The organism is Vibrio crassostreae (assembly GCF_024347415.1).
In the GTDB taxonomy this organism is placed as follows: domain Bacteria; phylum Pseudomonadota; class Gammaproteobacteria; order Enterobacterales; family Vibrionaceae; genus Vibrio; species Vibrio crassostreae.
The window spans coordinates 1,719,083-1,739,805 of sequence record NZ_AP025476.1; the positions used below are offsets into that span (position 1 = coordinate 1,719,083).

At 44.4% G+C, this 20,723-nt stretch carries 15 protein-coding genes; 5 read left to right on the forward strand and 10 right to left on the reverse strand.

What is annotated here, in order from left to right:
* The first annotated feature begins 1 nt into the window (after position 1).
* A complete protein-coding gene (nagK, locus tag OC193_RS07950) occupies positions 2-910 on the forward strand; it encodes an N-acetylglucosamine kinase (protein ID WP_048665021.1) in 909 nt (302 codons plus the stop codon).
* Between the two features lie 161 nt (positions 911-1,071).
* Here nagK and OC193_RS07955 read toward each other — a convergent pair whose 3' ends face one another.
* From OC193_RS07955 to OC193_RS07980, 6 genes are all read right to left on the reverse strand, one after another.
* The gene (locus OC193_RS07955; protein WP_017063882.1) at positions 1,072-1,338 is read right to left on the reverse strand and encodes a DUF2960 family protein; all 267 of its coding nucleotides are present in this window, start codon (positions 1,336-1,338) and stop codon (positions 1,072-1,074) included.
* A gap of 279 nt (positions 1,339-1,617) precedes the next feature.
* The gene (locus tag OC193_RS07960; protein ID WP_048658722.1) at positions 1,618-3,435 is read right to left on the reverse strand and encodes a bifunctional molybdopterin-guanine dinucleotide biosynthesis adaptor protein MobB/molybdopterin molybdotransferase MoeA; all 1,818 of its coding nucleotides are present in this window, start codon (positions 3,433-3,435) and stop codon (positions 1,618-1,620) included.
* The gene (gene mobA / locus OC193_RS07965; protein WP_004733776.1) at positions 3,435-4,019 is read right to left on the reverse strand and encodes a molybdenum cofactor guanylyltransferase MobA; all 585 of its coding nucleotides are present in this window, start codon (positions 4,017-4,019) and stop codon (positions 3,435-3,437) included. Before mobA ends, OC193_RS07960 begins: the two co-directional genes overlap by 1 nt.
* Positions 3,997-4,716: an energy-coupling factor ABC transporter ATP-binding protein gene (locus tag OC193_RS07970; RefSeq protein ID WP_048658723.1), complete on the reverse strand. Its 720-nt coding sequence runs from the start codon at positions 4,714-4,716 to the stop codon at positions 3,997-3,999. The genes mobA and OC193_RS07970 overlap by 23 nt, the downstream gene beginning before the upstream one ends.
* A 10-nt stretch (positions 4,717-4,726) precedes the next feature.
* The gene (locus OC193_RS07975) at positions 4,727-5,425 is read right to left on the reverse strand and encodes an ABC transporter permease (protein ID WP_009846742.1); all 699 of its coding nucleotides are present in this window, start codon (positions 5,423-5,425) and stop codon (positions 4,727-4,729) included.
* Positions 5,426-5,633: 208 nt separating this feature from the next.
* Complete coding sequence (locus tag OC193_RS07980; protein WP_048665022.1) at positions 5,634-6,440, reverse strand: substrate-binding domain-containing protein; 807 nt, start codon at positions 6,438-6,440, stop codon at positions 5,634-5,636.
* A gap of 303 nt (positions 6,441-6,743) precedes the next feature.
* Here OC193_RS07980 and OC193_RS07985 point away from each other — a divergent pair, with 303 nt between their 5' ends.
* The 3 genes from OC193_RS07985 (at position 6,744) to OC193_RS07995 (ending at position 12,117) form a co-directional block, all read left to right on the forward strand.
* Positions 6,744-8,207 (forward strand): sigma-54-dependent transcriptional regulator, encoded by a 1,464-nt coding sequence (locus OC193_RS07985; protein ID WP_048665023.1) that lies wholly within the window; start codon positions 6,744-6,746, stop codon positions 8,205-8,207.
* Positions 8,197-10,224 (forward strand): sensor histidine kinase, encoded by a 2,028-nt coding sequence (locus OC193_RS07990; RefSeq protein ID WP_048665024.1) that lies wholly within the window; start codon positions 8,197-8,199, stop codon positions 10,222-10,224. The genes OC193_RS07985 and OC193_RS07990 overlap by 11 nt, the downstream gene beginning before the upstream one ends.
* Before the next feature lie 273 nt (positions 10,225-10,497).
* Positions 10,498-12,117, forward strand: a complete 1,620-nt coding sequence (locus OC193_RS07995; RefSeq protein WP_048665025.1) for a methyl-accepting chemotaxis protein — start codon at positions 10,498-10,500, stop codon at positions 12,115-12,117.
* Between the two features lie 136 nt (positions 12,118-12,253).
* Here the strand turns inward: OC193_RS07995 and OC193_RS08000 are convergent, their stop codons facing one another.
* Positions 12,254-13,141 (reverse strand): mechanosensitive ion channel family protein, encoded by an 888-nt coding sequence (locus OC193_RS08000; protein WP_048658728.1) that lies wholly within the window; start codon positions 13,139-13,141, stop codon positions 12,254-12,256.
* Position 13,142: 1 nt separating this feature from the next.
* Positions 13,143-15,488 carry an AAA family ATPase gene (locus tag OC193_RS08005; RefSeq protein WP_048665026.1) on the reverse strand — a complete coding sequence of 782 codons (2,346 nt, stop codon included), beginning with the start codon at positions 15,486-15,488 and terminating at the stop codon, positions 13,143-13,145.
* A gap of 451 nt (positions 15,489-15,939) precedes the next feature.
* Between OC193_RS08005 and OC193_RS08010 the strand changes: the two genes are divergently transcribed.
* Entirely contained in the window at positions 15,940-17,523 is a 1,584-nt protein-coding gene (locus OC193_RS08010; RefSeq protein WP_009846736.1) for an ABC-F family ATPase, read from the forward strand.
* 133 nt (positions 17,524-17,656) lie between these two features.
* On the opposite strand, the gene OC193_RS08015 is transcribed toward OC193_RS08010, so the two are convergent.
* The gene (locus tag OC193_RS08015; protein ID WP_048666382.1) at positions 17,657-19,546 is read right to left on the reverse strand and encodes a methyl-accepting chemotaxis protein; all 1,890 of its coding nucleotides are present in this window, start codon (positions 19,544-19,546) and stop codon (positions 17,657-17,659) included.
* Between the two features lie 298 nt (positions 19,547-19,844).
* Positions 19,845-20,684, reverse strand: a complete 840-nt coding sequence (gene fdhD, locus OC193_RS08020) for a formate dehydrogenase accessory sulfurtransferase FdhD (protein WP_048658780.1) — start codon at positions 20,682-20,684, stop codon at positions 19,845-19,847.
* Positions 20,685-20,723: the final 39 nt, after the last annotated feature.

A 20,723-nucleotide genomic window follows, 5' to 3' on the forward strand; every position in this document is an offset into this window, starting at 1 on the left:
CATGTATTACGGCTTCGATGTTGGCGGCACAAAAATTGAATTTGGTGCATTCAATGAGAAACTTGAGCGAGTAGCAACAGAGCGTGTTCCAACACCAACGGACGATTATCAGTTACTGCTTGATACAATTGCTGGTTTGGTAAAAAAGTACGATAGCGAATTCTCTTGCGAAGGCAAAATTGGCCTTGGTCTTCCTGGCATGGAAAACGCAGACGACGGCACAATGCTTGTTGTTAACGTACCAGCTTCAACAGGTAAGCCACTACGTAAAGATTTAGAAGCGCTTATTGGTCGTAGTGTAAAAATTGAGAACGACGCAAACTGTTTTGCGCTTTCAGAAGCGTGGGATGATGAGCTTAAAGATGAACCATCAGTTGCAGGCCTAATTTTAGGTACTGGCTTCGGTGGTGGTTTAGTTTACGAAGGTAAAGTGTTCTCTGGTCGTAACCACGTTGCAGGTGAGCTTGGCCATATGCGCCTTCCTATCGATGCATGGTTCCACCTTGGCGAGAACGCACCGCTACTAGGCTGTGGTTGTGGCAAGAAAGGTTGTCTTGACAGCTACCTATCTGGTCGTGGCTTTGAGTTGATTTACGAGCACTACTTCGGTGAGAAGAAGAAAGCGATTGAGATCATCCAAGCATACAATGAAGGTGAAGCAAAAGCTGCAGAGCACGTTGATCGCTTCATGGAGCTATTGGCTATCTGTTTCGCGAACCTGTTTACAGGTCTTGACCCACATGTTGTTGCACTGGGCGGCGGTCTTTCAAACTTTGAACTGATCTACGAAGAGATGCCAAAGCGTGTGCCTAAGTACCTGCTGTCTGTAGCGAAGTGTCCTAAAATCATTAAAGCAAAACACGGTGATTCAGGCGGCGTTCGTGGTGCTGCATTCCTTAACATTAAGTAATCGCGACTTAACGTTAAGCTAGCTAAGGTTAGATAGTTAATAAAAATGCCGCAATCTCGAAAGAGGTTGCGGCATTCTTTATTGTTTGGTGTTTTCGTTTAGTTAGCTCTTAGCTCTAACTACAAACGAAAAGCGACCTATCAAGAAAAGAGCCAGAGGGCTTACTTCTTCTTTTTACCAACACCAAGGTTGTCTTTTTGCTTCAACGTAAGCTTAGTAAAGCCAAGCTTGCGGAAGTAGTTGTCTTGGTAGTTACGAACCGCTTTAGTATCAGAAATCAACTCAAGCTGTTGCTCAGTTTTTAGATACTCAGAGATGTCGATGCCTTCCGCTGCAGCAACAGCTTCTTGGATCGTGCGGTGTTCTTGTTTTGAAAACAGTAATTCTTTGTCTTCGTCTTTGTAAGTGTACAGAATGGTACGAGCCATGGTGCTCTCCAATAGAATTATTACTTTGCGCGCACTCTACATAAAAACCGTACGTGGCTCAAGGTAATGGTAATAAATCTTAAGATTATCGTTCTAAACGTTTAGCGTAATTTAAGCTATTTGCCTTTTAGGAAACGAACAAGTTGTTTTTCACCAAACGAAAATAACAAAAAGCCCCTTAACATTGAAAAATCAATATAGGGGCTTAGTCTATGTCTTGGCGAAGATCTTCCAAATCAACTAAAAAGCAGCTAAGTCAATTTAGGTAATTGCTTTGAGTTAAACACGACCTTGCAGAGGTATGATCGTCACTGTTTCGCCGACTTTCACGGTATCAACCGCTGGCGAGATTTCGATTAAGCAGTTCGCTTCGCTCATTGAACGTAAAATACCTGAACCTTGCTTACCGGTTGTTTTCACTTCAAGTACACCTGATTCGTTCATTGAGAACACTCCACGGCTGAACTCAGTACGACCTTGACGAGAACGTAATTGCTCAGTTGCTATCGCGTTCGCTTTCACTGGTGTCCAGTTAGTTTGACCTTGTAGCTTGCGGATTGCTGGTTCTACAAAGTTAATGAACGACACCATCACGGCTACTGGGTTGCCAGGTAAACCGAAGAAAGGTTTATCTTCAATTTTTCCGTAAGCAAGAGGGCGGCCTGGACGCATGTTGATACGCCAGAAGTTAATCTCACCCAACTTATCTAACGCGAGTTTGATGTAGTCAGCATCACCAACAGACACACCACCAGAAGTCAGAACCATGTCGGTCTCTAACGACGCAGCATGAAGTACATCCATCATCTTTTGTTCGTCATCTTCGATAATGCCGTAATCAACGATGTCGCAACCTAGCTTTTGAAGCATACCGATAATAGTAAAACGGTTCGAGTCATAGATAGAGTTCGGCTTCTGCTCACTACCCGGTGCTTGAACTTCATCACCCGTAGAGAACACACCGACTTTAACTTTACGCAGAACAGGGCATGTACCAAAACCTAACGATGCCATCATGCCCATTTCTGGCGCTTCGATTCGTGTGCCTCGCGTAAAGACAGGTTGGCCAATTTCTAGATCTTCACCCGCCATACGGACATTTTGTCCAACCGAGATTTTCGCGTCAGGGAAGCTAACCTTGTCACCTTCCTGAACAGCTTGCTCACGCATCACAACAACATCAACGCCTTCTGGCATTGGCGCACCTGTCATGATCTTAACGGCTTCACCTTGTTGCACGGTGTGCTCGTAGCTGTGACCCGCCATGACTTCAGCAACAATGTTGTAGCTGTCCAATTCTAGGTCTTCACTACGAATGGCATAGCCGTCCATTGCAGAGTTGGTGTTCTGAGGCACGTTGATTGGCGAGATAACATCTTCAGCCAGAACACGGCCATAGCCTTGCTCTAAGGAAACAGATTCCGTCAATTCTAGAGCATCAATGCTATCAACAATTTTTTGCTGACCCTGAGTAACCGTTAGGCCGGCTGGAGAGAAAGAGTCGCAACACACAACTGGCGTGTTGTCTTTTGAAGATGCACATGAAGCGACTTTATCTTTTTTCGAAGTAGAGTCGAACGATTGAGCGTATTCAATGATGAAATCACGAATTGCTTCTAAGTCGCTGATCGCCATTTGCGGCAGTTCAGATTCAACTTTGCTGTCTGCGGCGATAGCAATAATGTTGTCATCGTTTGGATAAAGCCAAGGTTTACCCACTTCGTCGCGGTGAAGCTCAATCTTAGGGAAGGCGATGTTCTTGCAGCCTTCAACCAGAATTAAGTCCAACGTGTTGGTATTGAAACGTGTAAGCAGGTAATCAAAGTCCGCTTCGGCTTCTGGCGTTTCTGTCATCATGACATGACGGTTACGAGAGCTGATCAACATTTGATTCGCGCCTGCTTTGCGTAGGCGATAGCTGTCTTTACCCGGCTTATCGACATCGAAATCATGGTGAGCGTGTTTAAGAACGCCAACTTTTAAACCTGCGTCGGTTAACAAAGGTAACAAGGCTTCAAGTACGGTCGTTTTGCCTGTACCGCTATAAGCAGCAAAGCCCAATAGAGGAAGGTTAGGGCGTTGTTTTGAATCTTTCATTATTGAAGCGTTCCGAATTGGGTGAGTTCTTCTGGCGTGTTGAGATTGACAAAGCAGTTAGGAGAATCGCTAAAATCAACGTATTCGGTAACACACTCTTTGTATAGCAAGATGATTTTACGATCACCACGTTCTAAAAACGCTTCTAACTTTGGCAGAACACGTTTGTGGAATAGGGTGAATACAGGTTGCTTAAATTCGCCATCATGAGCGACAAGAATGTCACTGTCTTCTTTAACCGCAGAACAAAAGCGCTCAACAAGGTCGTCACTGATTTGTGGGCTGTCGCAAGGAACAAAGCCAACCCAGTCGGTGCTAGCGTTTTTAAGGCCTGCATGTATGCCACCCAGCGGACCAGGGTAGTCAGGGAAAGAATCGGAAACAACCGGAGCAAATGCTTGGTAACTGTCTAAGTTACGATTGGCATTGATAGTGATGCTGACATCTTGTTGTGACAGCTTGTTTATAACATATTGAATAAGCGGAGAACCGTTGAGCTCAACGAGTCCTTTATCTTTTCCGCCCATACGGCTGGCCTGTCCGCCAGCCAAAATAACCCAACTAGTTTGCGTTGGAAGCAGCATAAATATTCTCTTGTGCTTTATCTTTCTGAATAACTTGCAGAAGCGGGGATTCGGTCAAAGTATTGTCTTTAATCCACCACTGCTTCTTACATAAATCGGTTAACGCGTTAGTTTGGTGACTGGTGATGACTAAACTCGCGCCTCTCTGAAGAAGATCTTCGGCCATAATCACCAATCTTTCAATAGATTCTTTGTCTAAAGAAGCACTTGGTTCATCCATAAGCAAGATTGAAGGCTTAAGAATCCAAGCTCGAGCCATTGCTACGCGTTGACGCTCCCCCCCAGACAACACAGAGATGTGCTCATCTGCCAGGGTTTCTAAACCTACCATTCTCAATGCATTAATTATTTGAGCTCGCTTATCTTTTTGGCTCTCTTTGTTAAAGCGAATGCCATAAGCGACATTTTGGTACACAGAGCCATCAAATAGGTAAGGGGTTTGATGTAGATAGATGATGTCTTTGAATTTTAGTCTAGGAAACAGGTTATGTTGCCAACTTTGTGTCGGACATTGAATACGACCAGAGCTTGGTTTGATCAAACCTGACAAGATTTTAAGTAGGGTCGTTTTGCCAACACCGTTGTCTCCTTTGAGATAAATGGCATCGTTGGGGCCGATCGACAATTCGGGAATGTGGAACAAAACACGCTCTTTGTAGCGCATTGAAATTTGCTGCGTTGTTATTTTTATACTCATGACAGCGTTCCTAAGTTCTTAGATAGCCTTTTCCTCTCACACTGGAAAGGAAAAAGTTAAGGGCTAATGCCAATGCTAATAACACCATACCGAGGGCGACACCTTGAGCGAATGCGCCTTTGTGGCTTTCCATGGCGATAGCCGTTGGGATGTTTCTTGTCATCCCCATAATGTTGCCACCGACCATCATTGAACAACCTACTTCTGTTACGATACGAGAAAAGGCAGCAATGGTTGCAGCCAATAGAGGAAAACGTGTTTCCCAAATCAAGGTACACGCAACGCGTGTTGTTGATACGCCAAGTGTGCGCGCTGTTTCTACCGCTCGGCGGTCACTGGCCTGCAGAGCACCATGCATCATCGCAACTAGAATAGGGAAACAGATCAGCATCTGACCTAAAATCATCGCCTTTTGGGTGAACAGTAATTGCCAATCACCTAACGGGCCAGAGCGAGAAAGCATCATGTACATCAACAAACCGATAACCACGGTAGGGATCGCTTGCAGGGTGTTGATCACTGAAAGCAGAGCCCATTTCCCGGGGAACTCGGTATAAGCCAATAAGAAAGCCATAAGGATTGCAGGAACAATCACTAATGAGATGGCGGACAAAGACACGCTGAAGGATACCGCAACGATTTGCCACAATTCGTGGTCAAAACTCACTAGTAGATTCATTGCATCAATCGTTGTTTGCCATAGGGTCATGAAGTATCTCGTGTGAATCGATAATAGGTTTTTATCGGTAATGACTGATGTTAATCATAGCTGACACAATATATTTGAGCCTGTATTGGTCAGCTATTGTTTTTAAGCGTGATCATAACTGATTCGTTAAGTGTAGTGTTTGTTGGTTTGGACCACCTCTTCAACACTACTCTTTACTTACAGCCAACGACTCACGACTTAGAACAAACTATTCTGCACTTGCAACGAACAGTTGTTTGCCATGCAGTTTAAAGTCGTTAATCAGTTTCTGGCCTTTAGGGTTAACTAGCCAATCACTGAATACTTTCGCAGCTTGGTAATTGATGCTTGGGTAGCGTTCAGGGTTAACAAGAATCACTTGGTAAGGGTTAAATAGGTTCTTATCACCTTGGAAAAGGATTTTAAGATCCAGTTTGTTTTGGTAAGCCAACCACGTACCACGGTCTGTCATGGTGTAGCCTTGCATTTCAGACGCCATGTTCAGAGTTGGGCCCATACCTTGACCAACACTGCGGTAGCCACCAAAGTTTGGTTCGATTTTAGTTTGCGCCCAAATACCCATCTCTTTCTTATGAGTACCAGAGTCGTCGCCACGAGACACAAACGTCACGTTATTAGTCGCGATCGCTTTGAACACATCTACCACTGCTTTTTGAGATTCAATTTTTGCAGGGTCGCTTTGTGGGCCAACGATGACAAAGTCGTTATACATCAGCTTACGAGGTAAAACGCCGTAACCTTTTTCTACGAAATTCGCTTCAGCCTTTGGTGCGTGAGTCATCACCAAATCCACGTCACCATTTTCACCCATGCGAAGTGATTTACCTGTACCCGCAGCCAGAACATCTACTTTGATGCCAGAATCTTTTTCGAACTCAGGCAGTAGGTAGTCCAGTAGACCAGAGTGATAAGTGCTTGTGGTTGTCGCCAACTTGATATGAGTGGTGTCTTCCGCACTGCTAGCCGTGTAACTGACGATAGATAGAGCTGCAATAGTTAAGGGAATTGCTTTCATTATTATTATGTCCATTCTGTTATAAATGAATGACATGCCTTCAGATTTAAAGGGCTCAAAGAAGGGCATGTGCATAAGACGCTAATTGTTGTAATTAGAAATCTACACCTTACAAGCAATCTTAATGCCAATAAATCATGCATCAGATCTCATTAAATTGCTGTTATTTCGGACAAAACTGCGCCATTTACCCCGTTAAAATGAATCAAAACATGAGCTAGGACAAAATGTCGCACATTGTCCCTGTTGGACAAAAGGTTAATTGGTACACTCTGTCCCAACTTTCCTCACCGGCTAATCATTATGTCTTTACCTAGTTCATCTGCATCCAATCTCAACCCGAACACATTGACTCAGTATCAGGCGTTTTCCGTTTTGGTCGTCGATGATGAGTTGGGTATGCAGGCTATCTTAAAGAAAGCACTAGGTAAGTTCTTTGGCAAGGTGTCGAGTGCAGGGTCGGTTGAAGAGGCTGAAACGCTGCGCTCGAGTGAACATTTTGATCTGATTGTTCTTGATATCAACTTACCAGGTCGCTCTGGTATTGAGTGGGAAGAGGCGTTTAACGACAACGACAAACGCGCCGATGTGATTTTCATGACGGGTTACGCCGATCTAGAGATGACCATATCTGCACTTAAGCTTGGTGCTTCAGACTTTATTCTTAAGCCCTTCAACCTAGAACAGATGATACAAGCCGTTCTGCGTTGTATGGACAAGCGGCTTGACCAAAGAATGCAGTACGCGTTGAAGCGTGATGTTAGCCGTCATATCAAGACCGAATTAATCGGCAATTCAGACAAAACCAAACAGCTTAAACTGCTTATCAGTCAATTTGCACCATCTCGAGCTTCCGTTTTGATAGAAGGCGAGTCGGGTACAGGTAAAGAGTTGGTTGCGCGTGGTGTACATGAAGCCAGTAAACGTACTGGTCCATTTGTGCCAATTAACTGTGGCGCGATTGCTCCAGAGCTTCTAGAAAGTGAACTGTTTGGACACACCTCTGGCGCATTTACCGGTGCGAAGAAAAACCGTGAAGGCCTTTTCCGAGTCGCAAGTGGTGGCACCTTGTTCCTTGATGAAATCGGTGAAATGCCGCTGCCAATGCAAGCAGCGCTACTACGTGTGTTAGAACAAAGAACCATTCGTCCTGTTGGTAGTGAGAAAGAGATCTCTGTGGATGTACGCGTTGTAGCGGCGACCAACCGAAACCTTCAGGAAGAGGTCGATAAAGGGCACTTCCGTCGCGATCTATTCTACCGACTTAATGTACTTAAGATTGATGTTGTGCCGTTGAGAGAGCGTCCATCAGATTTAATTGAGCTTGTTCCATATTTTACTCGTCTTTTATCAAGCGAGCTTGGGATGCCTGTTCCAAATTGGGCTCATGAAGATATATTGGCCATGAACGAATACGAATGGCCAGGGAATATTCGTGAGCTTAAAAACTTAGTCGAACGATGCATTCTTTTAGACAAGCCACCAGCACACTACTGGCGAGAGATTAATGGCGATCCTGTACCGGCTAACATTTCAGTGACGGTGTCACATGGAGCAGAAATGCCAAACTTGAATAATGCAGATGTTGCCGAGGGTTATCCAAACACTTGGACACTTAAAGAAGTGGAAAAATCTCATATAGAACAGCTTGTTAGTTTCCATGATGGTAATAAGTCGGCTGCTGCGAGAGATCTTGGCGTGGCACGTAAAACGCTAGAGCGTAAATACAAAGATTGGAACACAGAAGGCTCTGAATATGCCGATTAGACGTCATTGGTGGTCAAAGTGGACGTTCCGATTCAAAACCATGGTGCGTTACCGCTTATTGTTCCTAACATCTGCTCCGATCATTCTGACTTTATGTGCACTTGTAGCTATCACATTGTATTGGTCTGTTCATTACACGTGGCAGGGCGCTTTGATTGATGTCGATGAGCGTTTAGATGTTGCCGACAACAGTATCCATCTAATTCAAAATCAGCAAGCATACAACGTTCGAGCGTTTGCCGAGTCTTATAACTTTCAAACCAAACTGGCGAGCGATCTTTCACACGAAGAGCTAACGAGATGGGTGTCTGAAAACAAATCTCGTTATGAACTCGACTTTCTACGCTGGCGCAGTGTCGAGAGTATGGCTAAGAAACTCGAATATCTAAATTTGACTCACAAGTCTTCGTTTTTCAGCGTGTTAAGCCGTAACGAACTCAACTACCTCGATAGTGACCTCGCTAAAAAAGCGGAAGTTCCGATGCTCAATGGGCAAGAAGTTGAGACTCGCGGACTGGTAAGCCGAACCGTTGTATCCATAAAAGATGAACGTGATCATGTGATTGGTTTTCTGGATGGCGGGATCTTACTTAATAACAGTACTCAACTAGTCGACCAAATTAGTAATCTTATCTACCCAAAAAGAGAAGGCTTTAATCGTCATATAGGTACGGTCACGGTCTTCCTCGATGACCTTCGCGTCAGTACCAATGTACCTTTAAGCAGTGAAGAACAAGCTGGGCGTGCAATTGGTACTCGTGTTTCTAATGAGGTTCACTCAAAAGTTTTAAATGAAGGTAAAGAGTGGCTAGATCGAGCGTATGTTTACGATGCTTGGTACATCACGGCTTATCAACCAATCCATGACCAGTTCGATAACGTGATTGGTATGCTTTACACCGGTTATTTGATTTGGCCGCTGATAGAAACGTACCTGACCAACCTTGGTGAAATTAGCATTACCATTGTGTTGCTGTTATTGGTATCAGGTTTGATCGTTCACCGTGGTGCGCGTGATCTTTTCAATCCAATAGAACGCATCCACAAGGTCGTCAAGCTAGTCCAGATGGGGCAAGACAAGCGCATTGGCACGTTAGGTTTGGATGATCAACACGAACTTACACTGCTCGCTAAACAGTTCGACAAGATGCTAGATTTGCTCCACGAACGTAATCAAGAGATTCAACAAGCTGCGTCTGAACTTGAGTGTAAGGTTCACTCTCGTACCGCGAGTTTAAAAGAGAAAACTGAAGAGCTCGAATTGCACATCAAACTACTTAATCAAGCCAGAGATAAGCTGGTGGTCAATGAGAAATTAGCCGCATTAGGTGAATTAACCGCAGGCATTGCTCATGAGATCAATAACCCAACTGCAGTGATTCTTGGCAACGTAGAATTGATGAAGTTTGAACTAGGCGATGACGTGAGCCGTGTAGACGAAGAAGTCCACGCCATCATGGAGCAGATAGACCGAATTCGAAACATAACGCGAAGCCTGCTTCAATACAGCCGTCACGGCGGCGTGCAAGATGAAATTACGTGGCAACATATCAATCCAATTGTCGATGAAAGTATTACGCTCGTAAAAACAGGGGCGAAAAAGAAAGGCATTGTGTATGTCTTAAAATTGAATGCTAAAACCTCGGTCGAAGTGAACCGCAACCAATTGCTACAGATTCTGGTTAACCTACAAATGAACGCGATTCATGCGATGGAAGGACAGGGCACATTGACGATCTCAAGTGAAGACTGGATAGAGAATGGCGTGTCTCATGGGGCGATTGTTCATGTGGAAGATGAAGGTTGCGGTATCAAGGAAGAGCAGCTGAAACGCATTTTCTCGCCTTTCTACACGACCAAGCGAGATGGTACAGGCTTAGGCTTATCCGTTTCTCAAAGTATCTTGAGCCAAACGGGCGGTGAGATACGTGTTGAATCCGAAGTAGGTAAAGGAAGTCGATTTAGTATCTACCTTCAACAAAAAGCCACGCCTCAATTGCTAGTATCAAATCTATAAGCTCTAACAGCCAATTCACCGATATTATCACCCGATAATATTTCTAACGCGCTTGGGCTATTACACGAACGTTTTAGCCCAAGCACGAAGATTCCGCACTACTAATCTATCGCCAGCCAAATCTCAACCTCCGCCTGTTTGACGTACACCTCTTTTTAGTTATGTAACACGGTGTATATCTTTCGATCTTGATGCATATCATCTGAACTGTACGAATTTTTGATAACTTGGTCGAAAATCCATAATCAAAACAAATAATAAAGTCAGTCAGCTATGAAATTAAGTAACCTATCTATCAAATTAAAACTCGTCTCCATCGTCATTTTATCGGTCGTTCTACTGGTAATGGCATCCACCTTTAATTTAATGCAACAGCGTGCTAGTTCGATGGAAGAGCGGCAAGATAAACTCAGCGCTCAAGTTGAAACCGCGGTAAGTTTGGCAAACTACTATTACAGCCAACGCAGTGTGCTGGGTGAAGAGGTCGCAAAGGATCGTGCGCTACAAGCCATCAAAACGCTTCGTTATGACAACACTAATTACTTCTGGATTCTAAACCAGCAGCTCAACATCATTAGTCATCCGTTAAAACCAGAGCTTGATGGCACCAATGCCGGAAACCTTAGAGATGGCGCAGGTAAGCATCACTGGCGCGAGATGGTCACCATTTCTCGCACTCCTGAAGAGAAAGGCTTTCTTGATTACCAATGGATGAGCCCGCAAGGTGAACTCAAAGACAAGATCTCATACGTTCAGTTGTTTCCAGAATGGAACTGGGTGATCGGTTCTGGAATCTTAGTCGCGGATATCCAAGAGGCGTTCTATGCCTTAGCTATTAAGGAAGGGATGGTAGCGGTTGTTTTATCTGGCTTACTGTTCGCTATGGGTTACGCGATTTCCAACAACATCCTTGTGCCACTGAATAAGCTTATCGATAACACCCATAAGATTGCTGATGGGGATCTTCGTGTACGCATGAACATGACACGCAAAGATGAGTTAGGTGATATGAGCCATCAGATAGATACCATGCTTGATAAACTACAAAGCACGCTTCGCACCGCCAATGAATCTGCAGATTTGTCTAGCAACATGGCAAGTCACATCGCGCAAGCCAGTGAAGAGGCCGCAACCAGTGTTAACGCTCAACATGCGCAGCTGGAATTACTGTCTACTGCGATGACTGAAATGAGTGCGACTATCTCAGATGTTGCAGTGAATGCAGAGAACACGGCCGCTAGTACTAATAAGGTGGTCGATCATGCAAACCAGAACGATCAAAACATGCAGGTCACTTCTACAACCATTTCTCAGGTTTCTGATAACATCTCGACAGCGAACAACTTAGTTAGAGATCTGCAATCAGGCGTTACTGAAATAAGCCAAGTTGTCGGTGTGATTCGTGATGTATCAGAACAAACGAACTTGTTAGCGCTTAATGCGGCAATAGAAGCAGCTCGAGCGGGAGAGCAAGGCAGAGGATTTGCAGTTGTGGCAGATGAAGTCCGTAACCTAGCGAGCCGCACTCAGAATTCAACCAATGAAGTGCAATCCACAATTGAGAAACTGACTCAGCAAGCAGAGCGCACCTTTAAAGCAATGCAAAGCAGTAACGAGAAGGTTGACCACAGCGTTGTCGCGTCTAACGAAACACGCCAACAACTGGATGTAATTGTGAATGAACTGCACAACGCTAACGACATGGTGGCTCAGATTGCCGCAGCGTCGGAACAACAAAGCACAGTCGCAACGGAAATGAGTGAAAGTGTTACTGGTATTCATTTAGCCGCGAATGAGGTTCTGCAGGCATCGCAATCGCTCGCAGAAGACAGTCAGAAAATGGCCAATACCACAGAGCATCTAACAGAACAGTTGAAGTACTTTAAGGTATAAACCCCAAAGCACTTAGCGTTAACACAGATAACACCACATAAAAAAACACCTCCGTACTCGAGATAAGTTCGGAGGTGTTTTCGTTTGTTGCTGACTAGGAGAGCAATTAACTCTCAGAGCGTTAAACTAACTGCGACTAATGCGCTGCCACTGAGATCTTCGGTGGGTTGATGTTGTGCTTCTTAAACTCTTTCATCACTCGCAGGGTAATGTCGGTCTCAAACAACTTCTCATACGCGGTATCCACTACATAAGCCTTACACGTCAACTGTATCGCAAGGTAGTTGTCGGTGATCGTCTGTTTAACCAGAACAGTCACTGGCTTTGGTAAATGGATGTAGCGACTTGAAGACGCCGCTTCTTGAATCAAGTCGCGGGCTAGGGTGATGTCTTCATTCATTCCGACATAAAACGGAATCACCACCTGCATATCCAAGGCACCATAGTTACCACTGGTGGTCACTTCGTTTAAGAACTTGTTGTTCGGAATCGTAATGATGTCGTCATTCAACGTTCTCATACGCACAGAACGTAAACCAATAGTGATAATGTCGCCATAGTTACCTTCAAACGTGACACGGTCACCAACTTGAAATGGTCTATCAATCATTACCGTGATACCGGCGATGAATGATGCTGCCAAATCTTTAAGTGCAAAACCGACAGACACGGCGAGGGTACCACCAATCAGAGCCAGTATTTGGTCGTTGATTCTAAAGCTCATCATGAACACAATCAGACCCGTGCTCACATAGATGAAGAACTGCATAAACGACTGAAGCTTTTGCAGCAGCATTCGGTATTGCACGAATTGGCTACCAAAGCTCGTCACCATCGAATTGATGAACTTAAGCAGTAACCACATCGCACCGATAACGATGAGAGAGAAAAACACACCGCTCCATCGCACAAGGCTCGCAATTTTAGAGATGTTTTCTACGTTAGCTAACTCTTCCGTCGCAAAGGTCGGGAAACTGACAGCACCTGCCAAGCCAACAAATAGTAGGATAAATAACTTCTTCATTTTACTTCACCAGTAGATGTTGACGGTCGAGAACGTTCGTAATATGGCGGAACCAGTGCTCAGAAATCCGAGCCTTTTCTTCATGCCAACCAATATAACCACGGCTTTCAAAGTAACGCAGAATCCCCGTTATCTCTGCCGTGCTCAGCTGTGTACATTCAGACAATACTTCCGGAGAAGCGATTTCCAGTTGTACGATAGAACGAAGTACAGCCAGCATAGGTTTCGGCATATTTTCCAGCTCCTGGGCTTCAGGGACATGGAACAGACGCACCACTGCTTGATCTGTCTCTTTGTTTCGGTTCAAAGAGAGTCGGAAGAAACGCAGCGCAACGGTAGGGTTGCCATCAGAATAGTGCCACAAAATTCGATAGAAACCTTGGCGTGCACGTTCTTCTTCACTCATATCATCTTGGTCCCATTGCTTAGGGACTACTAAACCATCAAAAGACAACGGCTTCTCAAGCTCCGTATTGATACGGCTATTTAGAAGTTCACCCACTTGTTTCTCTGTCCAACGCGGAAGGAAACACACCAAGTCAAACAGCAAACGTTCGCCACGCGCTCTATCCACAAATCGCCAGCTTGATTTGGCGATCGATATCACGACACGGTGGTTCTTTTTAGAACGACGCAAAAGGTTGGTCAAACGAATCAAATCAGACAGGCCACCGACCATTGGCTTTACCAGCCGTTGTGCGTTATCAATCGCGATAAGGTAAGTGGTATTGTTCTTACGAAGATGCGCTAATATTTGAATTTCAGTCGCTTCTTCGTCCAAGCCAATGCTCACGGCTAAATGCGCTAAAAGCTCTTGGTAACCCGCATAAGGGCAACTCACGTATACAGGCTCAGCGTTAGAGACTTTGTGCAGTAAGGTATATAGCAGCGTTGTCGCGCCGACACCACGTTCGCCAGACACAATACAGATAGCCGGGCTGTCTGACATTAAGTAGCGTGATAACTGCTTAATTTCATCTCCTGCGTAATCTATCAACGTACTGTCGATATTACCCGGAAGAATGTATTCATAGGTTTGATCGCCTTTGATTCGAACCAAGTTTTGCTGATTCTTATCAAGGTCAGACTGTTTAGCAACTTCAATTCTAAATAGATAAGCTAAGGCCTGGCTAAACAAAGTGTAATTGGATAGCAGGGCCATAATTCGATGTTGAAAGTTGTAAACACTCAACCACACGATGCCAATGGCCGTCGCCAATATATTAAGTAAGAAGGTATCCTTGCGGTTTACTGCCCAATTCACCCAAACCGGACGATCAGAGATGTGTTGCAACGTATCGAAGACCTTCGCTCTCCATAGTCTGAGAACTGAGATCGTGACCAGCACAAACCAGAAAAACAGAGCGCTGTAAATCCAGCTGTAAATCGTACCTTTGCCTAGCGTAATACTTGATATCTGGAGAATCACACCCGCAACAATGAAGCTCCATACATAACGGCGAATAGTCGATAGGCGTAGTGCTATCACTTCTTGATTTGATGTACGACCTAAACGGTAGGCAAATTCCAAAATAAAGCTGATGGCAATCGAACCACCTAGAATCCACCAAGTGAAGATCTCCAGGAAAATCAAATGTTGAAGACTAGGGATACTAGAAAGCACTCTCAATGACAATGTGATGGCAATTAGCCAAGCAATCGCACGATCAGCGCGGCTGATATACCAAATCACGCGAACCAGAAAAGGAGGGTTCGTTTTCGCTTCAAGAAAGTTAATTCGAAACAGTTCAATCAAGCGGGTGCTGTTGGCAAGCCACCACGCTAAACCAAAATAGATAAACAACACTTTTAACGATGCGCCAATCACTGGCACTGGCGAAATAAAGATGTCTTTAACAAGCGCTTTAAAGCTACGAATTTGGAAATAAACAAGATACTCAATATTGAGTTTGGTCAATTCCCACTCTTGCTTAAACTGGGTCACACCATAGGGACCAAAACCGGTTAAACGCTCTTTGTTTGCAGAGTTGGTCTGCTCTAAAAGATGCTGTTTACTTACGTTCAAGCTATTCAGCGTGACGTAACTGGTTTGAACGGCAAACCATTGATCGGCGTCGCTGTTATCTCTGTAAGCTTTTATCTGTTGCTCGAAGGTTTTGATTTCCTGTTTTTGAACTCGCAGAACTTCGGCAAGCAGAATATTGACTTGGCGTCTGTCCGACGGCTCCATAAAGAGAGGATCGGGTAACGAATCAATTCGATCATCGAGGTCAACAGCAGAATCGGATACCTGCGGCTGAGATTGTAAGTCATATGCCAAGTTGGCATGACTAGGCCAAGAGAGAATGGCCAAAGTGAGGATTAAGAAGCGCGATAGTGAACGCATAAAAGTCTCTTAGAATTATGAGGTTAGGATTACTATAGTTAGATAATCTGACTTTGTGAAATCCAACCCCGTATCGGGGGCGAGTACTTTATTCCTGTTTCGATCGATTTTGTCATGAAATTGTCAGGGATTAGGCTAGTCTTGGCTATGTCTGTTGCTGCTTTGATCGGGTTGGTTTTACTGTAACTGATCAGCATACGATATATTCAATGGTCGGCATGATTTGGGGCGTTATATACCGCCCATAATGGGGCGCTGTTCGATATTTTGTATTTCCTGAAAATCGACGGCTTTTCGGCGATAAATAGAAAATCAAAAATGTGATTCAGCTCAAACTATGATTTGGCTAGGTTATCACTCACTTAATGGCCAGTAATTGCAATCAATACTTGCAGTTAAAGCCCTGAACAAGTAACGTTGCGACGTTTTTCACATTAAGAAGGTAATGGCATTGATCTCCACAGCAAATATCACCCAACAATTCGGCGCTAAGCCACTTTTCGAAAATATTTCAGTTAAGTTCGGCGAAGGCAACCGCTACGGTTTAATCGGCGCGAATGGCTGTGGTAAATCGACGTTCATGAAGATCCTATCTGGTGAACTTGAGCCAAGTGCTGGTAACGTAAGCTACGATCCAAACGAGCGCGTTGCTAAGCTAAACCAAGACCAATTTGCTTACGAAGAATTCACGGTAATCGACACGGTTATCATGGGTCACAAAGAGCTTTGGGCTATTAAGCAAGAGCGTGACCGTATTTACTCTTTGCCAGAAATGAGCGAAGAAGACGGCATGAAAGTGGCCGACCTTGAAGTTCAGTTCGCTGAAATGGACGGCTACATGGCAGAAGCGAAAGCGGGTGAGCTTCTTCTTGCAGTAGGTATTGAAGAATCAATGCACTTCGGTCTGATGAGCGAAGTAGCACCGGGTTGGAAGCTTCGTGTTCTATTGTCTCAAGTACTGTTTGCAGACCCGCATATCATGCTTCTTGACGAACCAACGAACAACCTGGATATGGACACCATCAAATGGCTGGAAGATACGCTAAACCAACGTAACTGCACAATGATCATCATTTCGCACGACCGTCACTTCCTAAACTCTGTTTGTACACACATGGCTGACCTTGATTACGGCGAACTTCGTCTATTCCCAGGTAACTACGATGAGTACATGACGGCAGCGACTCAAGCTCGTGAGCGTCTATTGTCTGACAACGCTAAGAAGAAAGCACAAATTGCTGAACTTCAAACATTCGTATCTCGTTTCTCTGCTAACGCATCGAAAGCGAAGCAAGCAACGTCTCGTGCTAAGCAGATCGATAAAATCCAACTAGACGAAGTTAAAGCGTCTAGCCGTCAAAACCCATTCATCCGTTTCGAACAGTCTAAAGAGCTATTCCGTAACGCACTTGTGGTTGAAAACCTATCTCAAGGTTTTGAAGAAGACCTATACAACAAGTTCGACGGTATCTTCGAAGTAGGTGAGCGTGTTGCTATCATCGGTGAAAACGGTGTAGGTAAAACAACACTACTTAACACACTAGCTGGCGCACTAGAGCCACGCACTGGTGAGTACAAGTGGTCTGAAAACTCAAACATCGGTTACTACGCTCAAGATCACGCACACGATTTCGAGACAGACATGAACCTGTTTGATTGGATGAGCCAATGGCGTCAAGAAGGCGAAGACGAGCAAGTTGTTCGTGGCTTCCTAGGTCGTATGCTATTTGGTCAAGACGACATTAAGAAATCTGTAAAGGTTATCTCTGGTGGTGAGCAAGGTCGTATGCTTCTTGGTAAGATCATGATGCACAAGCCAAACATCCTTCTTATGGATGAACCAACGAACCACATGGATATGGAATCTATCGAAGCGCTTAACCTGGCTCTTGAGAACTACAAAGGCACATTGTTCTTCGTATCTCACGACCGTGTATTCGTAGACTCGCTTGCAACTCGTATCCTTGAAATCAAAGATGGCAAGATCAACGATTTCCGCGGCACTTACGCTGAGTTCTTGAAAGCACGCGGCTAATACCGTGTAGTGAGAGCTGATACGTAAAAACACGTTAGTACGTATTCAAAATTAGAAAGGCCTCTATCTTAGCAATCAGATAGAGGCCTTTTGTTTTTCCATACCACACGAATCAACTAGCTTGCGCTAATCACTAATACTTAAACTGCGCGACAATCTTCTCTAGCTTCACACTCACACTCGAGACTTGTTCACTGCAACGTACCGACCCAGAAACCACAGTATAGGTGTCACTAGCAAGGTGAGCGATATCAGTAATGTTTCGGTCAATCTCAACAGAAACCATCGATTGCTCTTCAGACGCTGTTGAGATCTGGCTGTTTAAGTCGAACATCTCGCCAACTTGGAAGTGTATTCCTTCTATGGCATTCACCACGTCTTTGGTTTGGTTTTTCACCAGCTCAGTTTGTTCTAAGCTCGCTGTCATCTTAGCGACGGTCTTGTCTATTCCAGTGGTTAAACCATGAATCGTGGATTCTATTTGATGGGTTGAATCGTTGGTCATTAGGGAAAGCTCTCGCACTTCGGACGCAACCACAGCGAAACCTCGTCCATGATCGCCGGCACGCGCTGCTTCAATCGCAGCATTAAGTGCCAATAGGTTGGTTTGCTCAGCAATACCTTGAATGGTCGTCACTACCTGATTGATTTCACGGCTCTGTTCTTCGAGCTGAACGATGAGATCTTGCGACTCTGCAATGTTTTCTACCAAGACATTAATACTGTCGTTTGTTGATTGTGTCTTTTGTAGCGCTTGATGGGCATTTTCTTTGATCTTCTCGGCATTGGTTGCGGCATTTTCGATGTTCGCCGTCACCTCATTACTCGTCATCACTAACTCGTTAACTGCCGTTGCTACCGATTCAGATTGCTGCTTTTGTTTCTCTGCATTGCTCATGCTTTTAACCGCCGCTTCTTCAGAGCTGCATGAACTGTCTGTCAACACCGTCATCACGCCGGATAGCTCTTTGATGTTACCGTGCAGTTTATCGATGAAGGTATCGAACGAGTGGGCAAGTTGAGCGAGCTCGTCGTTACCTCTGGCGTTCATTCTGACGGTTAAATCTCCATCTCCATTTGCAATAGACTCCATCATCACGTTTATCGCTTTGATACGACCCAGGATGTTGCGACCGATGAACACCAATAACAGAGAAAGCAGAGCGACGATAGCTGCACCAAACAGATGTAACATGTTTTGTGTGTTTCTAACTGCCGCTGTAATCGCTTGGCTTATCTCATTCTGCACTTCTTCAATGGCTTGTTCTGTTTGATGAACATTGCTACGTAAGGCGCCTCTAAGCCCCAACTCTGCAGACAAACCTAGATTGCTGTTAGCAACCAACAGAGTTTCAACCGCGGCCTTATATTCGGAATAGGCTTGTTCAGTCGCAATCGAAGTTTGGGAGTAGGGTTCAAACTCAACAAGAGCATTGGTTAACGCCGCATTCGTTTGGCTATTAATATGTGCGAGGTAATGGAAGTCTTTTTCGATCAGCTCTAACAACGCAAGTTCCAGTGCCAAACTTGATTCTGATTCGATTGCTGATTTCAGCGCTGTTCTTTTTCCATCGAGGGTTGCGACAAAGCCTAAAGGTGGGGTTGTGCGTTCAATGTCGTTCACTTGATTGACGATCTGATGGAACTGTTTCTGGTACTGATGAAGGGTATCGGAGATTTTAGTCATTTGATCGGTAAGGTGAAGCTCGTGCGAGGTTAGGGTTTGGTTCAACGTCACCAATCTTTGATTCAATGTGTCGGCAGTTTTATCGAAACGCTCTGCGTATTTTTGATCGTGTCGAGACAAAAAGTCTTTCTCATGTCGCCTAAGCGTTAATAAATCGACTGAGCTTCTAAGGTTTTCGGTCGCAGCGAGCTCCAATGATTCCAATTTGTCTAAGCTGAACTGCTCGTAGATGGCATAGATAAAAACAGAAATAAACAGGGTGAGGTTGATTAAAATAAACTTACTGCGAATAGAAAGAGACAGCAAACGATTCTGAGGTTCCGATGGATTGTTCATGGTTAACTCCCTTTAGCCTATGACGTTTCATGTCCATCAATGTTTAATAGTTATTAGATACATTTAAATGATGGATATGTAACTAATAGCTTATAGGGCTCGTAAAGCAAGATTGGTTTCGTATTGAAAGTTAAGGAGATGTAATTGTGTAAAGAAACGGAATTAATAGCCTTATGCGCTTAACTTAAATTGGGCATCATCGTTTCTCGAACCAACGACTTATCCCTACTTAAATAAAAATGCCGTTCATCAACCTTAATGAACGGCATTGTTTATTCACTCGTAGCAGGGGGGAGATCTAGTCTTCTGACGACGCTTGCTCACCCTTTACATCAAAATCGATCTTGTCTGCGCCCGTGAACACTTGGAAGCGTAAACCTTTTGCGCGTGCAATAGTGGTGATGCCGAACTTCTGAGCAAGGTCTAAGCCCATTTGTGTTACACCAGAACGTGATAACAGAACAGGGATACCCATCTGAGCAACCTTAATTACCATCTCAGACGTTAAACGACCTGTGGTATAGAAGATCTTGTCTTCACCTGACTCTTTGTTAAGCCACATCTCACCAGCCAATGTATCAACGGCATTGTGTCGGCCAACATCTTCAACAAACGATAGAACCTTGTCGTCTTTACAAACCGCACAGCCATGTACCGCGCCTGCTTTCTTGTAGGTATCGTTATAATGAGTCAGCGCTTCAAGCGCTGTGTAGATTTCAGATTGCTTAATCTTGTTTTGAGGCACTTGGTAATCTTCCAACTGCTTCATTACGTTGCCATACATAGTGCCTTGACCGCAGCCAGAGGTTACTGTCTTCTTCTTAAGAGCTTGCTCAAGTTGGCTTGTATCTTCTTTGGTGATAACCGCAGCAGAGCTGGTTTCCCAATCGATGATAATAGATTCAACCGCTTCAGGATCGGAAAGGAAGCTTTGGTTTTTCAAATAACCTAAGACTAATGACTCAGGACGAGAGCCCAATGTCATTAAGGTTACGATCTCTTTCCAGTTCAACATCACGGTAAGAGGGCGCTCACACGCGATCTGTTTCGTTAGCTTTTCGCCATATTCATCAAACACTTCAACTTCGATTGTCTGAAGTGGGTTCTCACTGGTTTTTATTATGTTTGGTTTTACCACAGTCATTTCCTACTTAATGAGATAGCGATTTTATGAGAT

What these genes read in the sequence shown, in the direction of transcription:
- nagK (WP_048665021.1), top strand. Translation starts at nt 2, where the DNA reads ATGTATTACGGCTTCGATGTTGGCGGCACAAAAATTGAATTTGGTGCA.
- OC193_RS07955 (WP_017063882.1), bottom strand. Translation starts at nt 1,338, where the DNA reads ATGGCTCGTACCATTCTGTACACTTACAAAGACGAAGACAAAGAATTA.
- OC193_RS07960 (WP_048658722.1), bottom strand. Translation starts at nt 3,435, where the DNA reads ATGAAAGATTCAAAACAACGCCCTAACCTTCCTCTATTGGGCTTTGCT.
- mobA (WP_004733776.1), bottom strand. Translation starts at nt 4,019, where the DNA reads ATGCTGCTTCCAACGCAAACTAGTTGGGTTATTTTGGCTGGCGGACAG.
- OC193_RS07970 (WP_048658723.1), bottom strand. Translation starts at nt 4,716, where the DNA reads ATGAGTATAAAAATAACAACGCAGCAAATTTCAATGCGCTACAAAGAG.
- OC193_RS07975 (WP_009846742.1), bottom strand. Translation starts at nt 5,425, where the DNA reads ATGACCCTATGGCAAACAACGATTGATGCAATGAATCTACTAGTGAGT.
- OC193_RS07980 (WP_048665022.1), bottom strand. Translation starts at nt 6,440, where the DNA reads ATGAAAGCAATTCCCTTAACTATTGCAGCTCTATCTATCGTCAGTTAC.
- OC193_RS07985 (WP_048665023.1), top strand. Translation starts at nt 6,744, where the DNA reads ATGTCTTTACCTAGTTCATCTGCATCCAATCTCAACCCGAACACATTG.
- OC193_RS07990 (WP_048665024.1), top strand. Translation starts at nt 8,197, where the DNA reads ATGCCGATTAGACGTCATTGGTGGTCAAAGTGGACGTTCCGATTCAAA.
- OC193_RS07995 (WP_048665025.1), top strand. Translation starts at nt 10,498, where the DNA reads ATGAAATTAAGTAACCTATCTATCAAATTAAAACTCGTCTCCATCGTC.
- OC193_RS08000 (WP_048658728.1), bottom strand. Translation starts at nt 13,141, where the DNA reads ATGAAGAAGTTATTTATCCTACTATTTGTTGGCTTGGCAGGTGCTGTC.
- OC193_RS08005 (WP_048665026.1), bottom strand. Translation starts at nt 15,488, where the DNA reads ATGCGTTCACTATCGCGCTTCTTAATCCTCACTTTGGCCATTCTCTCT.
- OC193_RS08015 (WP_048666382.1), bottom strand. Translation starts at nt 19,546, where the DNA reads ATGAACAATCCATCGGAACCTCAGAATCGTTTGCTGTCTCTTTCTATT.